The following is a 20,890-nucleotide window of genomic DNA, read 5'->3' on the forward strand; positions in this document are numbered from 1 at the left end:
AGGTTCGCTTCCGCGATCCGGCCGATCAGGCATCCTTCAGGAAGCTCGCCCGGTACATCGTCGGGAACATCGCCTTCAGTGCCGCCACCTTGGGCGCGTCCCAGCGGACAATGTATCCGTGCTTCGGGTTGTTCGCCATGAAGTCCTGATGATAGCCCTCGGCCGGGTAGAACGCCTTGTAGGGCTCGATCTTCGTTGCGATCGGTTTCTTCCAGAGGCCCGACTTGCCGAGCTGGGCGATATACGCCTTGGCCACGGCAGTCTGTTCGGCGTTGGTGGGCACGATCGCGCTGCGGTAATGCGCGCCAACATCGGGGCCCTGCCGGTTCTTGAGTGTGGGATCGGCGACCACCGAGAAGAAGATGCGCAGCAGCTGGTCATACCGCACCACCGCCGGATCATAGGTGATCTTCACGGACTCGGCGTGATCGGTGATGCCGGAGGTGACGATATCGTACTTCGCGCTGGCCTTGGTGCCGCCGTGGAAGCCCGAGACTGCCGATTTGACGCCCTTGACGTGGCTGAACACGCCTTCGACCCCCCAGAAGCACCCGCCTGCGAAGACAGCGGTCTTCAGGCCTTTTGCCTCCTTGGCGACGCGGGTGGCAGCGGGAGCATCCACCGGTTCCTCGGCGGCGATGGCGGGGCCGGCACAAGCGCTCAGCGCCAGCGAACCGGCGGCGAGCAAAGAGGCGAATTTGTGCATGGGATCAGCCTTTGACAGGCGCGATCACGAACTCGTCCGAAGGGGCAGGGACGGTCTGCGCGGGGTCGCGCAATTCGGCCGCCTGTGCGGGCGAGGCCACCGCGCCGCTCCAGCTTTCCGCATTCGCGCCGACGATCAGCACGGCTCCGAGAACGAAGCCGATGCCGAAATTGCGGAACAGGTCAGGAGCAAAGAGACGCATCGGAGGACTCGTGATTCGCGTGGGTTTCCGCAAGTCCTTTGCCCGGCGCCGGATTGCGGCGGGATGAACTGGCAGCAAGGCCGTATTAGGTTCGTGGCCCTATACTGGTTACGGATCGGCTGAGAAAAAGTTGCAATGCAGCATGACACCGGACGGGCCGTGCGGCGGTTGCGGCAAAGCGTTCGTCAGCGGGCATCGGCGCTCAGACGACCGGGGCTTTCCTACATTTGCGGGGTGCGGATAGGGTGCACAGGCGGCGAAAAGCCGGTCTCCGCGGCATTTTGGGTGAGAACCGTTGCAAAAGTGATGAAAGCAGAGGAGTTACAGTAACAAAGGCTGAAGGCGGCGGCTTTCCAGACCCCACCTAGAGCGACCTAGACCCCGGTTAGATCCCCTCCAGACCACCGTTAGGGTCACATTCTGACGCCTCAGCCCAAGCCTGACATGACCCCCGCCAATGTAGGATGGCAAAATGCACCGCCGCTCGCCCCTCCACCATCCTGCGGATGGTCCCCCTCCCCTAGAGGGGAGGATCATCGGCCCAAGGGCCGCAAGGCCGACCGGCCGCCCGCAGGTGCCCGGAGCGTAGCGGAGGAACAGCACCGAGGACGAGGGCGCGGAGGCGCCCTCGCAACCAAGTCAGTGCCTGAAATGCCGCATTCCGGTGAACACCATTGCCAGCCCGGCACTATCAGCGGCGGCGATCACTTCGTCGTCGCGGATCGAGCCGCCCGGTTGGATCACCGCCGTCGCCCCCGCCTCGGCAGCCGAGATCAACCCGTCGGCGAAGGGGAAGAAGGCGTCGGAAGCGACCGCGCTGCCCACGGTGCGGGGGGCGGGCCAGCCATAGGTCTCGGCGGCTTCCTTGGCCTTGATCGCGGCAATGCGCGCCGAATCGCGGCGGTTCATCTGGCCCGCGCCGATCCCGGCAGTCGCGCCGTCCTTGGCATAGACGATCGCGTTGGACTTCACGTGCCGCGCCACGGTCCAGGCGAACAGGCAGTCCTTCAGCTCCTGATCGGTGGGTGCACGCTTGGTGACGACCTTCAGATCTTCAGGCAGGATCGCTCCGGCATCGCGCGACTGGATCAACACGCCCCCCGCGATGGTCTTCATCGTCAGGCCGCCCCGGCGCGGATCGGGAAGCTGGCCGCATTCGAGCAAGCGAAGGTTCTTCTTTCTGGCGAAGATCTCGCGCGCCTCGGCGGAGACGGAGGGGGCGATCACCACCTCGGTGAAGATCGCCGAGATGGCTTCGGCAGTCGCGGCGTCGAGTTCGGTATTCACCGCAACAATCCCGCCGAAGGCCGACACGGAGTCGCAAGCTAAGGCAGCTTCCCACGCTTCCAGCAGCGAGCCTGATTGTGCGACACCGCAGGGGTTGGCGTGCTTGACGATCACGACAGCGGGTTCCTGCCCGGCAAACTCCGCCGCCAGTTCCAGCGCGGCATCGGCGTCGTTCAAATTGTTGTAGCTCAGCTCCTTGCCCTGCAGCTGTGCCGCCTGCGGAACGCCCTTGGTGCCGACCACTTGCGGCACATAGATCGCCGCCGACTGGTGCGGGTTTTCGCCATAGCGCAGCGTGTCGGCGCGCTTGAAGGCGAGGGGGAGAGTCTCGGGAAACAGCGTCGGCGTGTCACTCGCGGCGGGCGAGAAGGCGAACCAGCTGGCAATCGCAGAATCATAGGCCGCGGTACGGGCATAGGCCTTGCCCGCCATGCGGGTGCGGAAGGCCTGCGTCGTCGCGCCGCCATTGGCGTCCATTTCTGCGACCAGCGTGGCATAGTCGGCGGGATCGGTGAGGATGGTGACGAAACCGTGGTTCTTCGCGGCAGAGCGCACCATCGAAGGCCCGCCTATGTCGATGTTTTCGATCACTTCTTCGCGGCTCGCGCCCTTGGCCACGGTCGCTTCGAAGGGGTAGAGGTTGACCACCACCAGATCGATCGCGCCGATCCCGTGGGCTTCCATCGCCGCGACATGCTCGGGATTGTCGCGCAGGGCGAGTAGGCCACCATGCACCGTGGGGTGGAGCGTCTTGACCCGCCCGTCCATCATCTCGGGAAAACCGGTGAGGTCGGAAACGTCCTTCACCGCCAGCCCCGCGTCGCGCAGCGCCTTGGCGGTGCCGCCGGTGCTGACCAGTTCGACACCCTTCGCGGCGAGCGCCGCGCCCAGTTCAGCCAAACCGCTCTTGTCGGACACTGACAGCAGCGCCCGCCGGATCACATTGTCGCTCATGGCTGAAATCTATCCTGTTTTCCGTAAGCGCCAGGAGAATTGCCCCCCGCTGCGCAATGCCAGTCCCTCGATCACCAGCTGTTCGGTGGCATGGGGCCGGCCGTCGCCGTCGACCCACAGGCTGTCCTCGGCAGACAGGGTGATCTCGCCGGCGCCCGCCCTATCGCCGCCCAGCCGGAATTGCCAGAGCCGACCGTCGGGAAGCAGCAGGCTTGCGCCGCGCTTGTCACCCGACATCTGCACCTCCACCCCGCGCCCCAGATGGAAGCGGATGGCGAAGGCGATCTTGCCGCGCTTGCCGTTCTTGGACGAGGGGACAAGGATGTCCTCGCCCGCCAATTCGGTGCCGTCGCCCGACAGCGTCAGAATGCGCTGGTGGGTCAGGCCGAAGCGCCCGGCATAGCCATCATGCGCGGCCTCGATCCGGGTCGCGTCGCGCGTGCCGGGCCGGGCGATTGCGCGGCGATCAAACTCCACCGTCTCGACCCCCTTGCCGAGTTGCCCGTGGAGCAGGACGGCGGTGGAATTGGCATTGTCGAGCACCATCGTCGAAAACGCGGCGGTCGCCCGCAGCCCCTGCCCGATGCGTGCGGGAACCTGACCGCCCGCCAGCGCCGCGCCGCCGCAATTGACGATGATCCGCTGCGGCCCATCGGACAGCTCGAAGGCAAGCGTGGAAGCGCAGCCGACCCGCGCATGCTTGGCGCGCGGCGGCGGAGCGGTGTCGAATTGCAGCAGGGTCTCGCCCGCCTTGATGCGCTGGTAGCCCCAGCCCGCCGCCGCACCGAGCGGACGGGTGCGCACGCCGCTCGCTTCGATCACGGCGTTCACCCGGTCGGCGGAAATCGCACCCTGTCCCTGCCAGCTGCCCAGCGATCCATCGCCATGGCGCAGCGCCAGCAGCGGCGGCACCAGCAGTTCGCGCATCACCGCCAGCGCGTCGGGCGGGGCAGTCTCTGCCGCTTCGTAACAGGCGATCAGATCGGTCAGCAGGCGGATCGCATCGAGCTGCGCGGCGGGGCAGCGCGACAGCACGCCGCCATCCTCGCCCACCATATCGCCCAGCGCCTTGACGAGGCCCGCCTCGCCAAAGATCCGCCGCGGCTTTCCGTGCGGGAGCAGCAATCCGGCCGCCACCACGCCTGCCCAAGCGGCGACCTGCCCGAACCCGGGAGCTTCGCGCGCGGCGCGCTTGTCGAGCCAGCTTGCAGTCTCGCCAATCGCCGACAGGAGACGGGATTTGAGCGCCTTGTCCGTGCCTCCCAGCATCAGCGGAGCATGGACCAGCCATGCGACCAGCCGCAAGCCTGCCAGCTCCGCTTCCCACGCCGGGCCCTTGCCGGGGGTGGAGTGCGCGTGGAGCCACTGCTTGGCGATCCGCTCGGCCACAGCAGCGCCATCGGCACGCGGAGCGCTGGCCGCCAGATCGGCGAGCCAGCTGAAGGCGTGCACCACCCGCTCCACGCCCGGCGCATGGTGGGCCGAGGGCGAGAAATCGAAGCTCGCAATCGGCAGGCGCGCACCGTGGATCAGAAAATGTCCGGCGCGCAGCGCGGTGCCGGCAGCCCGGTCGCCGCGATTGGGGCTTTCGACCGTCGCCAGCACGCGCAAGGCCTGCGGACGGCGGAACGGGGCGGCGATGGCATGACCAGGAATGCCGATGCGATAGGCGAAGCGGATCAGCGCCTCGCCCGGGCCGGACTTGACCGCGATGACATCGGACAGGGCCAGCGCGCGCGACGGTTCTTCGGGCGGCGGGGGCGGGGCAGGTTCGGCGCCCGGTTCGGCCCCGGCAGCCAGTGTCAGCAGCGGCGCCTCTCCGACCCGCTCCACCAGCGCATCGGCGCGGGTGCCGGCCGGGGTGCGCAGCAGCGTCGCCATTACCTCGCGCCCTTCAGCGCCGCGATATTGGCGGCATAGGCATCCGGCCCGCCCTTGAAGGTGGCCGAGCCTGCGACCAGCACATCGGCCCCCGCCTCGACACACATGCGCGCGGTTTCGGCATTCACGCCGCCATCAACCTCGAGATGGATGCCGCGGCCCGAGCGCGTGATCATCGAGCGGATGCGCGCGACCTTCTCCAGCTGCGAAGCGATGAAGCTCTGCCCGCCGAAGCCGGGGTTGACGCTCATCACCAGGATAAGGTCGGCAAGGTCCATCAGATTGTCGAGCACCTCAACCGGCGTACCCGGATTGATCACCACGCCCGCCTTCTTGCCCAGCGCCTTGATCGCCTGCAGCGTGCGGTGGATGTGCGGTCCGGCCTCGGGGTGGACGGTGATGATGTCGGCCCCGGCATCGGCGAAGGCCTGAAGGTAGGGATCGACTGGTGCGATCATCAGATGGACGTCGAACGGCTTGGTCGTGTGCGGACGCAGCGCCTTCACGACGTCAGAGCCGATGGTGATGTTCGGCACGAAATGCCCGTCCATCACGTCGATATGGATCCAGTCTGCCCCCGCCGCATCGACTGCGCGCACCTCTTCCCCCAACCGAGCGAAATCGGCCGACAGGATCGAAGGGGAAATCAAGGGTGCAGGCATGGCGTTGGCAGGAAGCCTCTCTGTGACGCTCTGCCAGCCATACGGGAGCCGCGAATCAGCAAACAAGGCGTAACCGCAGTCTTTTCCACCGTGAATGGCAGGTGCGTTGCCAATTAAGCCGCAATTCAGGCGCACTGCGCCATTGCGCAGGCGATATCCCGATGGCTGCGACATTGCTGCCCTGCTTGCGCGCCACCCCTCTTCCGCTTAACCATGAGACGCCCATGACCGGTTTACCGCTTAACTCCCGCCTGTCCGACCTTGCCCGCCGCCCGGCGGTGGCAGGTGTGGTGGCGGGTATTGCGCTGGCAGGTGCGATCACCGCGCCGCTGGCAGCGCAGGGTGCCAGCTATGGACGCATCGTGACCAATGACCTTGGCCAATGCGCCGCGGGCAAGGGTCCGGCGGTGCGGATCACGGTGACGGGCCTGAAGTCTTCGGACGGCCATCTGTTCGTGCGCACCTACTACGCCCGGAGCGGCGATTGGCTGGTGAGCAAGCGTTACACAATTCGCGTGGATGCACGGCCGCAGAAGGGCAGCACGACAGTGTGCGTGCCGCTGCCCGCGGCTGGCGATTATGCCATCGCGGTGCAGCACGACGCCAATGGCAACCGCAAGACCGATTTCTCGACCGACGGGGCGGGCATGTCGAACAATCCGAAGATCAAGAAGATCCTCGGCCTGGTTCCGCGTCCGCCGGGGCTTGAGAAGGTGCGCTTCAGCGCAGGCGCCGGGGTCACCAGCATGACGATCGCCATACAGTATATGTAAGGCGGTTAGCCGCCGCTGCGTTGGCGGCGGCGGTGACGCCTCAGGTCGAGCAGCACCTGCGGTGCCGCCAGCAGCGGAAAGCGCTCGCGGAACGGGGTGACGGCGACCGGCATCCCGGTATGCCGCTCGATCTTCCACGCGGCGTAGCGGGCCGCACCCTCGAAAGTGGTGCTGGCCTTGACCAGTCGCAGCAGGTTGAGCGGCTTGCCGAGACGGCGACGGCGGCTCCACCAGCTCAAGATGCGCGCGCGTTCGGCCGGCATCAGGCGCGGTGTCAGGATCGTGCCGTGCTGGCCGGGCGGAATGCCCCCCGCCTCCAGCGCCAGCGGCAGCAAGCCCGCGAAGTGATCGGCATTGACGCTGAGGATATCATTCTCCCGCCCGCCTTTCTCGACGCGGAACTCCGCGCTGTAAGTGGCGCGGAACAGCGTGCGCCAATATTCCTCCGCCGTGCCGCTGACCGGGCCCAAGGCGGCGGCAAGCCGCGCGGCGGTGGTGGCGGCCGAGGCGATGGCGGCAATCACCTCGCCGCGGGCGGCATCATCCGCCGCCCAGATCAATGCGCTCGGCTGGACGAAGCGCGCCCAGATGGTGGTGTCGGTCAGATCGCCGCTGGCCGCCTTGGCGAAGGTGGAGAGCGTCATGGTCGCCACCTTGGCGCGCAGGGTCGTGCCCTCATGCTCGCGCTCGTGATAGCTGACCGTGGGCCAGATCGCGCTCTCCCGCTGGCCGGGCAGTAGGATGTAGAAATCGAGCACACCTTCGAGCGATCCGGTGCGCAGGTTCGATCCGTAGAACAGCACCGCGCGCGCGCCTGCGGCATCCGCCAGGGCGCGGGCAAAGGTGGCAACGGCAGGATCGACGGGGACAGTGAGGCGCGCGGCAATCCGTTCGCCGAGCGCCGAAGGTTCACCGGTCATGGTGCGACGAAGGCGAGCTCCGGTCCCTGTTCGATGCGGTAATCACCCGGCGGGAAGGCCTCGCCATCAAGGATGAACTGGTCGTCGATCGACAGGTTGAAATGGGTCGCCGCGACCTGGTGGATGCCGCGCTCGCGCAGCCCGTTCCTGATCTTGCCGATCAGCACGAGCGGCACCAGCGCTGTGGTGCGGCGCGAGATCTGGTCAACCGCCACCAGCTTCAACCCGCTCTTGAGCGCGCCGAAAGGCTTGATCCCGGCCGGAAGCCGTTCGAGCGTCGAAGCGAACAAGAGCTGGCGCCGTTCCGGATCGCCCGACCCGCTATGCGCCATCGGCGCATCCGACGCGCCGAGGCCGATCCGCATCCGCGCGCCCCGACGCCATGGATTGTTGCGTCCTGCGAACAGCGATTGCAGCAGCGCCCACATGCCGGTGACGCCCACGACCATGCTGTTGAAAGCGCCAAGCTTGTGCGCGCTCTGCCCCGCCTGGATCGATTTGGTGAAGGCTCCTGCGCCCATGATGAAGCCTGCCACGCGCTTGCCGGGTTCGTCGGCGGGGGAGACCGCAATCGGGCGGCGGTACACGCGGGTGCCGTGATCAAGCGCGTCGATCGCGTCCTGCAGGCTCCAGTCGTCGGGCACGCCGAGGTCGACGGTCAGCGCATTGGTCTTGCCCTTGGGGAGCACGGCGACGGTCGGCCAGTCATCGCCGAAGATCGCCTGTCCGCAGGTCAGCACGTCGCGCACAGTGCCATCCCCGCCGTTGATGACGAGCAGGTCGATGCCCTTGGCGGCGAATTCGGCCAGCGCTTCGGGCAGTTGCGCGCGGGCGCGGGGCTGGGCGATGTGCACGTGCGGGCACAAGCCGCAGTCGAAATCGGCCCCCAGATTGCGGTGGCTGCGCGGATTGTAGATCACACCCACGGTCGGCGCCTGCCCCGCATCGCGCACCCGGCGGACACGCGTTTTGCCTGCGGGATCGACCCGCGGGATTTGCGCAAATTCATAGATCGGGGTGGCCATGCTCGTCCTATACGTGTCGGAAAACTAACTTTCTACCGCAATCTTGACCCGGAACTGTAACGCTTCGGCGCCTCGACATCGGGGCCACATCGGGTTTCCGCGCGCGAAAACAAGGATGCGTGCGGTCGGGCATGGCCACCGTGCGACGAACGTTTTGCCAGAACTTCCTACGACAACGGCCCGGGCGGGATCGGCTACTCGCCGCCCTCCAATGTACGGATCGTGAACTGGCTGACCAGCCGCTGCACACCGGGCAGGGCCGACAGAATCTCGCGGTGGATGCGCTCGTAACTGTCGTCGTCGCGCACCAGCACCTTGACGAGATAGTCCGATTGGCCGCTCATCAGATAGGCCTCCACCGCCTGCGGAGTGTCCGCCAGCGCGTCTTCGAAGGCGAGCATGGTCGCCTGCCGCTGGTCGGTGAGAGTGACCTGCACGAACACGGTCGAGGGATTACCCCGCGCCGCCTTGGACAACCGCGCGCGGTATCCGGTGATCGCCCCGCTTTCCTCCAGCGCCTTCACCCGCCGGTGCGCGGCAGAGGGCGACAGGCCGACGCGCTCCCCCAGCTGCTCTCCGGTGAGGCGCGAGTCAGCCGCCAGCAGATCAAGAATTTTCCGGTCGATGCGGTCCATGCGCGAAATCCATGCGACATTTGCCCGCACCACGCAAGATTTGCGCGCGCAGAGGCCGGCCCAAGCCGATCATTGCGAAGAATGCGCGGGCCCTTCCTGCTAAACCGCGCGCCAGAGAACAAGCAGGAGAGAGATCATGCGCGTCGGCGTTCCCACCGAGATCAAGAACAACGAATACCGCGTCGGCCTGACCCCGGCAGCGGTGGCGGAACTGACCCGCGCGGGTCACGATGTCGTGGTTCAGAGCGGCGCAGGTCTCGGCGTCGATTTCGCGGATAGCGCCTATGTGGCGGCCGGCGCGTCGATCCTTCCCGATGCGGCGGCGGTGTTCGAAGCCGCCGAGATGATCGTCAAGGTCAAGGAGCCGCAGGCGGTCGAGATCGCCATGCTGCGCCCTGACCACCTGCTGTTCACCTATCTCCACCTCGCCGCCGACAAGCCGCAGACCGAAGGGCTGATGGCAAGCGGCGCGACCTGCATCGCCTACGAAACCGTCACCGGCCCTGATGGCAGCCTGCCGCTCCTGAAGCCGATGTCGGAAGTCGCCGGGCGCATGTCGGTGCAGTGCGGTGCGCATTACCTCGAAAAGCATCAGGGCGGGCGCGGCGTGTTGCTGGGCGGCGTGCCGGGGGTGGAGCCTGGCAAGGTCGTGATCCTTGGCGGCGGAGTTGCGGGCGTGAACGCGGCGCAGATGGCCGTGGGCCTGCGCGCCGATGTGACGATCTTCGATATCTCCAACCGCCGTCTGGCCGAGCTGGACGCGCAGTTCGGCAACGGCATCAAGACCGCCTTTGCCTCGTCTGCGGCGATTGCCGATGCGGTGCGCGAGGCCGATCTGGTGATCGGCGCGGTGCTGGTGCCGGGGGCTGCCGCGCCCAAGCTGGTCACCCGCGACATGGTCCGCGCCATGCGGCGCGGCGCGGTGCTGGTCGATATCGCGATCGATCAGGGCGGCTGCTTTGAAACGAGCCACGCCACCACCCACGAAGACCCGGTGTTCGAAGTGGACGGCGTGATCCACTACTGCGTCGCCAACATGCCCGGCGCGGTGGCGCGCACCTCGACCATGGCGCTCGGCAATGCGACGCTGCCCTTCGTGCTGAAGCTCGCCAATCTGGGCGCGGAAGGCGCGATGGCGGCCGACCCGCATCTGGCCGCAGGGCTCAATGTGTCGGGAGGGAAGCTGCGCATCGCCGCGGTTGCCGAGGCGTTGGACATGCCGCTCGGCTAGAGCCGCAAGAAAGGGGCTTCATCCGGATTCCTTTGCCCGCTACCCCAGCGGCCTGCGCTGCAATCTTGCGCGATGAGGGACCTTCGATGATGCACAAGCTTTCCTTGACCGTCGCGACGGCGCTCGCCGCCGCGATGCTGCCCGCCGCATCCGTGCTGGCGCAAACGCCCGCTGCCAGTGCCACGCAGAGCGAGGACGCCCGCCTCACCGCATTCCTCGACGCCGAGTTCGAAAAATTGCTGAGATTGAGGCCGCAGCTCGCGACCCGGCTCGGGATCAAGGCGGGCGGGGATCGCTGGGACGATATCGGCGATGGCGCTGCTGCCGCCGAAGGCTATTGGCGCATGAAGAGCGTCGAGACGATGCGCGCGCAATTCGACCGCGCCAAGCTGTCCCCCGAAGGTCAGGTCAATTTTGACATCTGGGCGCTGGAGGCCGAACGCACCAGTCTGGCCTACAAGAACCGCATCTATCGCCCGCCGTTCTATTCGCGGCTCTATTCGGCGCACAGCCAGCTGCCCGATTTCCTGATCAACACCCATTCCGTCGCCGATGTGACGGACCTGAAGAATTACATCGCCCGGCTGCGCGGGATTCCCGCCGTGCTTGATGAAGCCATCTGGCGCACCCAGCAGAGCCAGACAGCCGGGATTTATCCGCCGCGCTTCCAGATCGAGACGATCATCGCCGGCAGCAAGCAGCTGATCTCGGGCGCGCCTTACGGGGAGGGCGAGGATGCGGCATTGTGGGCGGACGTGAAGGCCAAGACCGCCGCGCTTGTTACCGAAGGCAAGCTGCCGCAGGGCGAGGCGGATACCTTGCTGGAAGAGGCCCGCAACGCGATCCTCGCGCTGGCGCCCGCCTATGGCCGGGTGATCACATGGGCCGAGCGCAGCCTGCCCGATGCCCCGAGCGGCGTGGTCGGCGCGCTGACCTTTCCCTTCGGCGACCTCTATTACGCCGACGAGCTTAAGCTCAACACCACCACCGATATGACCGCCGCCGAGATCCACGCGACCGGCCGCGCCGAAGTCGCGCGGATCGAGGCCGAGCAGGATGCACTGGCCAAGCAGGCCGGTTTCGCCGACCGCCACGCCTATTATGCCGAGCGCGCCCGTTTGAACCCCCCGCGCCAGTATGATGATGCGGCGAGGAAGGAATATCTCGACACCGCCAACGCCTTCGTCGCGCGCACCCGCACGCTGTTGGCGCCCTATTTCGGAACGCTCCCGGCCTATGGCATCGAGGTGGTGCGCGAGCCTGCCTTCTCGGAAGTCGCAGGCGGCGCTGCGCACGCTTCTGCGCCCAGCCCCGACGGCAAGCGCCCGGCCAAGACCTATGTCCACCTCGTCGGCACCGTGCCCGATCCGGCGGCGATGTACACGCTGATGTGCCATGAAGCGGTGCCCGGGCATAACATGCAGGGCGATATTCAGGTGCGCCAGCAGGGCGGGCCGAAGTTCCGCGCCGTCACCGGCTATGTCGCATTCGGCGAGGGCTGGGCGCTCTATGCCGAGGCGCTGTGCAAGGAGATGGACGCCTTCCCCGATATCGCGGCGGACTTCATGCGCCTCGACGCCGAACTGTTCCGCGCCGCGCGGCTGGTGGTCGACACCGGCTTGCATGCGATGGGCTGGAGCGAGGACGAGGCGGTCACTTACATGAACACCACCGGCCGCCAGCCGATCGAGCGGTCACGGTCCGAAGTGCGGCGCTACATCACGCTGCCCGGACAGGCGACCGGCTACAAGATCGGAATGCTCAAGATCATGGAACTGCGCGCCCGCGCCGAAAAGACGCTGGGCGAGCGGTTCGACATCAAGGGCTTCCACGACCTGCTGATCGCCAGCGGATCGCAGCCGCTGTCGATCCTTGAGCGCCGTGTCGACGAGTGGATCGCCGCGAAAGCCGGTTAACCCCGAGCCGCTTATCCAACGTCGAAGCTGACCTTGCCGGTCATGGCATGGCCGTCGGCGGCGGCGGCCTGCCAGCGCACGTCATAGCTGCCGGACGGCAGGGGCTTCTTGAGCGTCAGTGTCAGGGTCTTGCCGTCCGCCGACCAGCTGGTGGTGAAATTGCGGATCGGCATTTCGCCGTGGTTCGCCATGCCCGGCATCGCGGTCATGATGATCGCGGCGGTCGCCTTGGCGGGATTGACCTTTTCGCTGAAGGTCAGCGTGATCGCCTTGGGGGCCTTGGCCTTGGCGCCTGCTACCGGGGTTGATGCGGCGAGCTTGACGTGCGCGAGGAGCGGAGCGCCGGGGACGAGCGCAGTCAGGGCGAGGGCGGCAAAAAGGGCAGCAATACGCATGGGGGAGTTACGTCCTTCGTGGGGTCAGAACCAGAATCGGATGCCTGCGACGAGGCTGGTGGCGGAAGGGTCTTCGCCGCGCAAGCGGGCAAAGTCGGCGCCCTGGCCGGTGCGCCAGGATTGCTCGATGCCGATATAGGGCGCGAATTCACGCCGGATTTCATAGCGGAGCCGCGCGCCGATCTCGATCTGGTCGATCCCTGCGCCGATACCAAGCTCGGGAATGTCCTGCGCCGACAGATTGGCCTCCACGCGCGGCTGGAGGATCAGGCGCTGGGTGATGCGCTGGTCGAACTCGGCCTCGATGCGCGCCGTGACGTCGCCGCGGTGCGAGAGGAACAGCGCGGCGTCCACTTCGAACATGTAGGGTGCGAGGCCCTGCACGCCGATCACCGCATGGGTGGTGTCCGGCCCGGCGATATCGTGGCGCACCCCTGCCTGCACATCCCAGAACGGCGCGAAAGCGCGGGCATAGAGCGCCTGCACCTCGGCATCCTCGGGGTTTGAGCCGAACTCGCCCTCGCCCTCGGACTTGAACCACAGCCGTTCGGTCGGGGTGCCGTAATAGCCCTGAATGTCCCACAGATAGAGGTCTTCGCCCTGGCGCACCTGCGCCTCGATGCGGTCGCCCTGGAACCAGAAGACGGGGAAATCGCCATGGGTGCGGCGCAGGTCCTCGCGCGAGGCGGCCATGGCTTCGGCGCCCCAGATCGCGTCGGCAGCGCGCGGCGGGCCGCTGCCTGCTTCAGGCGGAGGCGGGGTCTCCATCGTCGGGCCGGGCGCTGAAGATTGCTCCATTTCGCCCATGTCATGCCCGGCATGAGGGTCCTGGGCAGGCGCGGGCATTGTGTGCCCTGCGTGCGGGTCCTGTGCGGCGAGCGGCGCGGCGGCCAGCAGGGCGAGCAGCGGAAGGGCGATCCTCATGTCCCGCTCTCCGGCCCCATCACCGTCACGGTCTGCATCATCCCGCCATGCATGTGATAGAGCAGGTGGCAGTGGAACGCCCAGTCGCCGGGTTCATTGGCGGTGAGATCGAACTGCGCGCTCGCGCCCGGCTGGACGATGACGATGTTCTTGCGCGGCTGGTGCGCGGGCCCCTCGCCATTGACCAGTTCGAAGAACATGCCGTGCAGGTGGATCGGGTGCGCCATCATGGTGTTGTTGACGAGCTTGACCCGCACCCGCTCGTTCCAGGCGAAACGGATCGGGACATCGCTGACGGCGGAATACATCTCGCCGTCGAACGACCACATGTAGCGTTCCATGTTGCCGGTGAGGTGCAGCTCCAGCAGGCGGCTCGGCTCGCGGGTGTCGCGGTTGGGCTCCAGCGCGGAGAGCATCCGGTAGTTGAGCACGCGGTGCTCCACATCGCGCAGGCCGAGGCCCGGATCGCCGAGCTTGTCGACGGGGGCCATCGAAACCATGTCGATGCCGGGGCCGACCTTTACATCGGGCGGCAGCAGCAGGGTGTCGCGCATCTTCATGCCGTCCATGCTGTGGCCGCCACCGTCACCATGGTTCATCCCCATGTCGCCCATGTCGAGCAGCGGGGGCTTGCGCGGCGGCGGAATAGGCGCACGTGCACCGGAGCGGCTGGTCAGCGCGGCCAGCGCCATGCCGGAACGGTCCATGCTTTCGGCAATGATGGTATAGGCCTCGGCGCGCGGCTCGATAATGACGTCGTAGGTCTCGGCCGCGCCGATCTGGAATTCATCGACCTCGACCGGCTTCACGTTCTGGCCGTCGGCAGCGATCACCGTCATCGGCAGGCCGGGAATGCGCAGGTTGAAGAAGGTCTGCGCCCCGCCGTTGATCACGCGCAGACGCACCCGCTCGCCGGGGGTGAAGAGGTATTCCAGCCCCTCCTTCGGCCCCCGCCCGTTGGCGAGGTAGGTGTAGGTCGATCCGGTCACATCCGCGATATCGGTCGCCGGCATCCGCATCTCGGCCCACATCCGGCGGTCTTCGGCGGTGAGCGGATAATCGTCGCTCCAGCTGGTCTGCTGGTAGTTGAAATAGCCTTCCCCCTTCCGCAGCCGGTCCATGATGAAATGGGGATGGAGCGGGGTGAACTCGCTAAGCAGCAGGATGAATTCGCGGTCGTATTGCACCGGCTCGTCGCCTGCCGGGTCGATGATCAGCGGGCCGTAATGCCCCTGCTGTTCCTGAAGCCCGGAATGGCTGTGATACCAATAGGTGCCCGACTGGCGGATCGGGAACTTGTAAGTGAAGGTCTGCCCCGGCTTGATTCCCGGGAAGCTGATCCCCGGCACACCGTCCATGTGGAAGGGCAGCAGCAGTCCGTGCCAGTGGATCGAGGTGTCCTCGTCAAGGTGGTTGGTGACGTTGAGGCGGACGTTTTGCCCTTCCTTGAGGCGGATCAGCGGCCCCGGCACCGAACCGTTCACCGCGATGCCGTGGCCCTTGCGCCCCTGCACCACGCGCGGGCCGTGGCCGACGGAGAGGTCGATCACTCCGCCCGACACCTCGTCAAAGCCGACACGGATCGGCGCACCGCCGCGCTGGCGATGCGTGGAATGCCCCTGCGCCCATGCGGGCAGCGCGGAGAAGGCCGATACGGCTCCGGCCCCGGCAAGCAGATGACGGCGGGAAAGACGGGAAAGGATCATGACGTCCTATACGCGCCGGGCGCGGGTCTGGTTGTTGACGGGGTTGGTTTTGGGCGAAATGCTGAAGGCGCCGAGGATCGGGCATGGCCCCTCCCCGCCCTGTGCGCAGTCCTTCACGAGGTCCTTGAGCGCGGCGCGCATCGTCTTGAGCGTCGCGATCTTCTCGTCGATCGCGGCAATCCGCGCCTCGGCGAGGGAGCGGGCGGCGGTGCGGTCATCGTGATCGAGGCCGAGCAGCGTGGCAATCTCCTCGAGCGTGAAGCCCGCCGTCTGCGCGGCACGGATCGAGCGTAGCCGCTCCAGATCGCCTTCCGAATAGCGTCGTGCCCCTGCGCCGCGCGGCGGCTCCGAAAGCAGCCCGCGGCGCTGATAGAAGCGGATCGTCTCGACCGAAACACCGCCCGCACGGGCCAGATCACCGATTTTCATTTTTGACCTCTTGAAACCGTACTACAGTACGGGACCTATATACGGGTCATCCGATAACTTTCAAGGGAACAATCGTGATGAATAACGCTACCCCAACCGCCGTCCTCCACCGCATGGTGATGCCCGGCCACACCTGCCCCTACGGGCTCAAGGCGCGCCATCTGCTGAAATCCAGAGGCTATTTGGTCGAGGATCACCTCCTCACCACCCGCGCCGAAACAGACCGTTTCAAAGCCGAACACGGCGTCGCCACCACGCCGCAGACCTTTATCGACGGCCATCGCATCGGCGGTTACGACGATCTGCGCCGCCACTTCGGTCTGAAAGTCGCCGATCCGAATGCGACCACCTACCGCCCGGTGATCGCGCTGTTCGCCATGACAGCGCTGATGGCGATGGCGGCCGCCTATGCTGTTGACGGCACCGCGATCAGCATCCGTGCCGCCGAATGGTTCATCGGGCTTTCGATGTGTGTGCTGGCGCTGATGAAGCTCCAGAATGTCGACAAGTTTGCCACCATGTTCCTGAATTACGACCTGCTGGCCAAGCGCTGGGTGCCGTACGGCACGATCTATCCCTTCGCCGAGGGGCTGGCCGGGGTGCTGATGGTTGCAGGTGTGCTTGACTGGGTGTCGATCCCGGTGGCGCTGTTCATCGGCACGATCGGCGCGGTGTCGGTCTTTAAGGCGGTCTATATCGACCGGCGCGAGTTGAAGTGCGCCTGTGTCGGCGGCGACAGCAACGTGCCGCTCGGCTTTGTGTCGCTGACCGAGAACCTGATGATGATCGCGATGGCCCTGTGGATGGCGGCCAGCCCGATGGCGATGGCCTGAGCGCATAACCGACAAGGCCCGCCCCCTCTGGCAAGGGAGCGGGCCTTGTTGGCGCACCCGACAGGATTCGAACCTGTGACCTCTGCCTTCGGAGGGCAGCACTCTATCCAGCTGAGCTACGGGTGCATGGTGCCATGCAGTGCATGCATTTTTGCGCGCGGGGCGCCGCTTAGCAAGAGGCGCGGCGCGGCGCTAGACAATTGTGTCGCGTCGCGGGACGACTCCGCCGCGGTAGGATGCGCTTAACCAATCGGCAAGGATGCCCGCCTAGCCTCACGCCCATGGCCACGCTTCCTCCCGAAACGATTCTTTCGCCGCCTGCGGGCCTGTCGGCAGATGCGGCCGCGCCCGAGGCGCTGGCCGAGGCACTGGTTGCGCTCCACGGGAAGGCATCGGCGCTGGCGATGCTGGCGCGGCTTGCGCCCGAGCCGGTCGAGATCGGCGGCGAACTTGGCGCGGTGATCGCGCGGGCAACACCGTGGCAGCGCGCGCTGGTGGCGCAGACGACGGCCGACTGCGCGGCAATGCTCGAAACCGGGCTATCCGCGCTGGGCACGCTCTCCCGCCGGGGGCAGGATACCGCCGCCCCCGCACTGGTGCTGTGGCGTGAATTTCACGCCGCCCGTGCGGCGATGGTCAGCGTGCTGGCGACCGCCGAACCGGCCTGAGACGCGCACCGCGCAGACTTGACTGCGTTCCGCTTTCGTTCCAACGCTGGACCATGTCCGGCAACCCGCTCTCCCAGCCTGATTCGCTTGCACCTCCGGTGCTTTCCGCGAGCGATGTGGCGCGCGGGATCGGGCGTTTGTTTGCCCGTAACGACATCTGGTGCCTGTCCGAGGTGCCGCTGAGAAACGGACGCCGCGCTGATCTGATGGGGATCGATGCCAAGGGTCTGGTGGTGATTGTCGAGATCAAGGTCGCGCGTGCCGATCTGCTCGGCGATGCCAAGTGGCCCGATTATCTCGACTTCTGCGATCGCTTTTACTGGGGCCTGCCCCCGGGTCTCGACCGTGCGCCGCTGGAAAACGAGGCCTATCGCCCCGAAACTTGCGGGGTGATCGTGGCGGATGGTTACGATGCCGAGATCCTGCGCCCCGCCGCGCTCGAACCGCTGGCCGCCGCGCGGCGCAAGACGCAGGTCGAGCATCTGGCGCGGATAGCGATGCGGCGGCACATGGCGCTGCTCGATCCGCTCTGCACCGCGCTGGATCAGCACGGCTGAGTTTGCGCTGTCACGGGTCCGCGAATTGCGGCATAGAATTGGCGCAATGCTCCCTGCCGATACCCCCGTTCCGCTGGCGCTATTGTTCGTCAGCCTTGCTGTCACTCTGATCGTGGCGCTTCGCTATGTGCTGACGAGCGGGCTGTTCGCGCTGGCGACGGCGAAAATCCGCCCCGGCCTCTATGATGGAAAGGCAGCCCAGATCCGGCGCGAGGTGCGCTGGTCGTTGCTGTCGGCGGCGATCTATGGCGCGCCTGCGGGGATGGTGCTGTGGGCCTGGAAGCACCACGGCTGGACGCAGATGACCGCCGACTGGAGCGCGCTGCCCTTGTGGTATCACCCGCTTTCGGTGCTGATCTACCTCTTCGTGCAGGACACCTGTTTCTACTGGAGCCACCGCTGGATGCACCGGCCCAAATGGTTCCGCCTCGCCCATGCCGTCCATCACGACAGCCGCCCGCCAACCGCGTGGACCGCGATGAGCTTCCACCCGATCGAGGCGGTGACCGGCGCGGTTGTGGTGCCGGTGCTGGTGTTTCTGGTGCCGATCCATGTCGCGATGCTCGGCCTCGTGCTCACGATCGCGACGGTGATGGGGGTCACCAATCACATGGGGTGGGAGATGTTCCCGCGCTGGCTTGTTCACTCGCCATTGGGAAACTGGCTGATAACGGCCAGCCATCACGAACGGCACCACGAGGAGTACAGATGCAATTACGGGCTCTATTTCCGGGTGTGGGACCGGCTGTGCGGGACGGACAAGGGTCTGTCGAAACGGATCGTGGCCGAGGCCGGGCACAGCGCGGGGGTGGTGGCTTCGTGAGGCTGTCGGTGCTGGCGCTGGCGGGCAGCACGGCGGTTCTTGCCGCAGCAACCCCGGCACAGGCGGGTGATGTGGTGATTACCGTCACCGATCTGCGATCGACCAAGGGCGTGGTGCGCGCCTGCATGACCACGCGGGCGGACATCTTCCCCAAATGCATCAAGGACCCTTCGGCCCACCGCGCGGTCGTATCCGCCAGCGGCAAGGTCGAAATCCGCTTTTCCGGCGTGAAGCCCGGCAATTACGCGATCGCGCTGCTGCATGACGAGAACGACAACGGCAAGGCCGACCGCGCGATGGGGATGATGCCCAAGGAAGGCTACGGCTTCTCTCGCGATGCGCCGGTCAAGATGGCGCCGCCCAAGTTCAGCGACGCGGTGATGGCCATCGGCGAGGGCACCGCGCGCCTGACAATCAAGATGCGGTACTTTCTCTAAGTCGCACCCTTCGCGGCAAACGCCCTTGCGTTTAACGTGATGTTTACCACACCGCGCCAGAACGGGCCGACACTGGTTCACCAAGGGGCGGATTACAGCCATGGACACTCTGCGCGGCACCTTCGATTCCGACTCAGCCGCGGATCGGGGCTGGGACGCATCCGAAGACGAAAGCGCGGGGCCGGCGAGCCGCCGCGAGCTTCCGCCGCACGCCATCGGCCAGGACGAGCGCCGCATGCAGGTGCGCGCCTATAATCACTGGGCAAGCCTGCTGGGCGAACGCATGTTCCCCAATATCGACGATCTCGACCCGGTCGATCTTCCCGATTTCGGCCCGCATTCGGTGCTGCTGGATTTCTCCTACGGGATCGACAATCCGGCGGTGCGCTTTCTTGGCGACAAGCTCGCCCATGAGTGCGGCACGCAAGGCGTCATCACGCGTCTTTCGGACGTGCCGCCCCGTTCGCTGCTGAGCCGCATTACCGATCACTACATGCAGATCCTCGCCAATCAGGCGCCGATCGGTTTCGAGGCAGAGTTCGTCAATTACGCGGGCGTTGCGATCCTCTACCGCGGGATCCTGCTGCCGTTCTCGAGCAACGACGAGACCATCGATTTCATCTATGGCGTGATCAACTGGAAGGAAATGGCCGACCAGCTGACCGCCGACGAGCTGCTGCTCGAGATTGATCAGGCGCTCGAACTCGGGAGCGAGCTCGAGCTTGGCGTCGAACCCGGCCCGCGCCCTGCCGACCCGGTCACGGATTGGGCCGATTCGCCCGCGCATGAAACCGACGAGGTCGTGCCCGACAACGGCTACAATGATTTCGCGTCCGAATTCGCCAACACCTACACCGATGAATTCGCGGGCCTCACCCCGCTGACCGGCGCGCCGGAAGATGGTGCCGGCTTCGATGACGAAAGCCTGCCCGATTTCAGCCAATACGGCCTCGGCGATGACGACGAGGAATATGACGAGGACGAAGGTGAGGGCGAGGCGCCCGGATACAGCTTCGCGTCGCTCGCCGACTATATCGAAGCGCCCACCAAGAAGGCGATCGACCTGACCGGGCTGGAGCCCGCACCGCTGGAAGATGGGGCCGAAGAGCCGGATTACGGCTTCGCGCCCGAACCTGTCGCCGCCCCTGTCGTGGTGGCTGCGCCCGTTCCCGAACCTGTTTCGGCACCGGTTCCAATGGCGGCTCCGACGGTCGCCGACCCGGTGTCCGAAGATGATGACGTCATTGCGGATGACCTTCCCGATGATGCGGGCCTCTACGATTACCTCGCCGCCGCGCGCGAACTCGCACGCGCTGCCGACAGCACCGAGGATCGCAGCCGCAGCGCGCTTTATGCCGCCGTCAGCCGCGCCTACGATTTCTCGCTCGCCGCGCAGGCCGCGCCCGAGGACTATGCCGAACTGATCGCCGAAAGCGGTCTGACGGTGCAGGACCGCGCGCCGATGACGCCGGTGGTCAAGCTCGTCTTCGGGCATGATTACGACAAGACGCGTCTGACCGAATATGCCGCCGTGCTGACCCACGCGCACCGCCTGAATCTGGATCGCGGGGGCCTCGCCGGCTTCCTTACCGAGACCGAGGGCGGGGTAAAAGCCGTGGTCAAGGCCGAACGCCGCCTGCGCCGCGAAGAGCAGGGCAAGCCGGTCGAGGATGCCGGAGCCGTGCGCGAGGCGCTGGCCCAGCAGCTGCGCGCGCTGGAAGCGATCACGCTCGAACATCTCGACGGGGCTGGACCCGAATTCGCGCTGGTGCTGGTGCGCCGTGACGAGATCGGCTGCGCGGAAATCCTTGCCGAAATCCCCGAGGATATCGCCCAGATCGAACGCGCCGCACGCAAACTCTTCGGCTGATCAGGGGGGCACCCCGCCCCGCCTTCACTTTGCGTTCAGCCGCAACTCCGGTAGGA

21 protein-coding genes and 1 tRNA gene are annotated in these 20,890 nt (G+C 66.3%); 9 read left to right on the forward strand and 13 right to left on the reverse strand.

Annotation, left to right across the window (positions count from 1 at the left end):
- Positions 1–25 precede the first annotated feature (25 nt).
- From msrA to rpe, 5 genes are all read right to left on the reverse strand, one after another.
- Positions 26–706, reverse strand: coding sequence for a peptide-methionine (S)-S-oxide reductase MsrA (gene msrA / locus KVF90_RS03220; protein WP_264393410.1), 681 nt, complete (start codon positions 704–706; stop codon positions 26–28).
- Between the two features lie 4 nt (positions 707–710).
- A complete protein-coding gene (locus KVF90_RS03225) occupies positions 711–908 on the reverse strand; it encodes a hypothetical protein (protein ID WP_264393411.1) in 198 nt (65 codons plus the stop codon).
- Between the two features lie 639 nt (positions 909–1,547).
- Positions 1,548–3,149, reverse strand: a complete 1,602-nt coding sequence (purH, locus tag KVF90_RS03230; RefSeq protein WP_264393412.1) for a bifunctional phosphoribosylaminoimidazolecarboxamide formyltransferase/IMP cyclohydrolase — start codon at positions 3,147–3,149, stop codon at positions 1,548–1,550.
- Between the two features lie 9 nt (positions 3,150–3,158).
- Complete coding sequence (locus KVF90_RS03235; protein ID WP_264393413.1) at positions 3,159–5,030, reverse strand: heparinase II/III family protein; 1,872 nt, start codon at positions 5,028–5,030, stop codon at positions 3,159–3,161.
- On the reverse strand, positions 5,030–5,692 hold the full coding sequence (gene rpe / locus KVF90_RS03240) for a ribulose-phosphate 3-epimerase (RefSeq protein ID WP_264393414.1): 663 nt from the start codon (positions 5,690–5,692) through the stop codon (positions 5,030–5,032). Before rpe ends, KVF90_RS03235 begins: the two co-directional genes overlap by 1 nt.
- A 224-nt stretch (positions 5,693–5,916) precedes the next feature.
- Between rpe and KVF90_RS03245 the strand changes: the two genes are divergently transcribed.
- Positions 5,917–6,465, forward strand: a complete 549-nt coding sequence (locus KVF90_RS03245) for a DUF2141 domain-containing protein (protein ID WP_264393415.1) — start codon at positions 5,917–5,919, stop codon at positions 6,463–6,465.
- A 5-nt stretch (positions 6,466–6,470) separates the two neighbouring features.
- Here KVF90_RS03245 and KVF90_RS03250 read toward each other — a convergent pair whose 3' ends face one another.
- The 3 genes from KVF90_RS03250 to KVF90_RS03260 all read right to left on the reverse strand — a co-directional run bounded on the left by KVF90_RS03250 (position 6,471) and on the right by KVF90_RS03260 (position 9,045).
- Positions 6,471–7,385: a hypothetical protein gene (locus KVF90_RS03250; RefSeq protein WP_264393416.1), complete on the reverse strand. Its 915-nt coding sequence runs from the start codon at positions 7,383–7,385 to the stop codon at positions 6,471–6,473.
- Positions 7,382–8,410 carry a diacylglycerol/lipid kinase family protein gene (locus tag KVF90_RS03255; RefSeq protein WP_264393417.1) on the reverse strand — a complete coding sequence of 343 codons (1,029 nt, stop codon included), beginning with the start codon at positions 8,408–8,410 and terminating at the stop codon, positions 7,382–7,384. Before KVF90_RS03255 ends, KVF90_RS03250 begins: the two co-directional genes overlap by 4 nt.
- Before the next feature lie 194 nt (positions 8,411–8,604).
- The gene (locus KVF90_RS03260; RefSeq protein WP_264393418.1) at positions 8,605–9,045 is read right to left on the reverse strand and encodes an Lrp/AsnC family transcriptional regulator; all 441 of its coding nucleotides are present in this window, start codon (positions 9,043–9,045) and stop codon (positions 8,605–8,607) included.
- A 136-nt stretch (positions 9,046–9,181) separates the two neighbouring features.
- Here KVF90_RS03260 and ald point away from each other — a divergent pair, with 136 nt between their 5' ends.
- A complete protein-coding gene (gene ald, locus KVF90_RS03265; protein WP_264393419.1) occupies positions 9,182–10,276 on the forward strand; it encodes an alanine dehydrogenase in 1,095 nt (364 codons plus the stop codon).
- An 86-nt stretch (positions 10,277–10,362) separates the two neighbouring features.
- A complete protein-coding gene (locus tag KVF90_RS03270; RefSeq protein WP_264393420.1) occupies positions 10,363–12,192 on the forward strand; it encodes a DUF885 domain-containing protein in 1,830 nt (609 codons plus the stop codon).
- Positions 12,193–12,203: 11 nt separating this feature from the next.
- Here the strand turns inward: KVF90_RS03270 and copC are convergent, their stop codons facing one another.
- From copC to KVF90_RS03290, 4 genes are read right to left on the reverse strand one after another with little or no spacing between them, the layout of a single operon-like run.
- Positions 12,204–12,587, reverse strand: coding sequence for a copper homeostasis periplasmic binding protein CopC (gene copC, locus KVF90_RS03275; RefSeq protein ID WP_264393421.1), 384 nt, complete (start codon positions 12,585–12,587; stop codon positions 12,204–12,206).
- Positions 12,588–12,611: 24 nt separating this feature from the next.
- Positions 12,612–13,511 (reverse strand): copper resistance protein B, encoded by a 900-nt coding sequence (locus KVF90_RS03280; protein WP_264393422.1) that lies wholly within the window; start codon positions 13,509–13,511, stop codon positions 12,612–12,614.
- On the reverse strand, positions 13,508–15,217 hold the full coding sequence (locus KVF90_RS03285; RefSeq protein ID WP_264393423.1) for a copper resistance system multicopper oxidase: 1,710 nt from the start codon (positions 15,215–15,217) through the stop codon (positions 13,508–13,510). Before KVF90_RS03285 ends, KVF90_RS03280 begins: the two co-directional genes overlap by 4 nt.
- 6 nt (positions 15,218–15,223) lie before the next feature.
- Positions 15,224–15,646, reverse strand: a complete 423-nt coding sequence (locus KVF90_RS03290; RefSeq protein ID WP_264393424.1) for a MerR family transcriptional regulator — start codon at positions 15,644–15,646, stop codon at positions 15,224–15,226.
- Between the two features lie 77 nt (positions 15,647–15,723).
- Here KVF90_RS03290 and KVF90_RS03295 point away from each other — a divergent pair, with 77 nt between their 5' ends.
- Entirely contained in the window at positions 15,724–16,479 is a 756-nt protein-coding gene (locus KVF90_RS03295; protein ID WP_264393425.1) for a MauE/DoxX family redox-associated membrane protein, read from the forward strand.
- A 49-nt stretch (positions 16,480–16,528) separates the two neighbouring features.
- Here KVF90_RS03295 and KVF90_RS03300 read toward each other — a convergent pair.
- Positions 16,529–16,605 (reverse strand) — tRNA-Arg (locus KVF90_RS03300).
- 155 nt (positions 16,606–16,760) lie between these two features.
- Here KVF90_RS03300 and KVF90_RS03305 point away from each other — a divergent pair.
- The 5 genes from KVF90_RS03305 (at position 16,761) to KVF90_RS17410 (ending at position 20,834) form a co-directional block, all read left to right on the forward strand.
- Positions 16,761–17,147, forward strand: coding sequence for a hypothetical protein (locus KVF90_RS03305; protein WP_264393427.1), 387 nt, complete (start codon positions 16,761–16,763; stop codon positions 17,145–17,147).
- A 53-nt stretch (positions 17,148–17,200) separates the two neighbouring features.
- Positions 17,201–17,704 carry an MmcB family DNA repair protein gene (locus tag KVF90_RS03310; protein ID WP_264393428.1) on the forward strand — a complete coding sequence of 168 codons (504 nt, stop codon included), beginning with the start codon at positions 17,201–17,203 and terminating at the stop codon, positions 17,702–17,704.
- A gap of 46 nt (positions 17,705–17,750) precedes the next feature.
- Positions 17,751–18,527: a sterol desaturase family protein gene (locus tag KVF90_RS03315; RefSeq protein ID WP_264393429.1), complete on the forward strand. Its 777-nt coding sequence runs from the start codon at positions 17,751–17,753 to the stop codon at positions 18,525–18,527.
- Complete coding sequence (locus KVF90_RS03320) at positions 18,524–18,964, forward strand: DUF2141 domain-containing protein (RefSeq protein ID WP_264393430.1); 441 nt, start codon at positions 18,524–18,526, stop codon at positions 18,962–18,964. The genes KVF90_RS03315 and KVF90_RS03320 overlap by 4 nt, the downstream gene beginning before the upstream one ends.
- A gap of 100 nt (positions 18,965–19,064) precedes the next feature.
- Positions 19,065–20,834, forward strand: coding sequence for a hypothetical protein (locus KVF90_RS17410; protein WP_413677002.1), 1,770 nt, complete (start codon positions 19,065–19,067; stop codon positions 20,832–20,834).
- Positions 20,835–20,890 lie beyond the last annotated feature (56 nt).

The sequence above is a fragment of the Porphyrobacter sp. ULC335 genome, from assembly GCF_025917005.1.
GTDB lineage: Bacteria > Pseudomonadota > Alphaproteobacteria > Sphingomonadales > Sphingomonadaceae > Erythrobacter.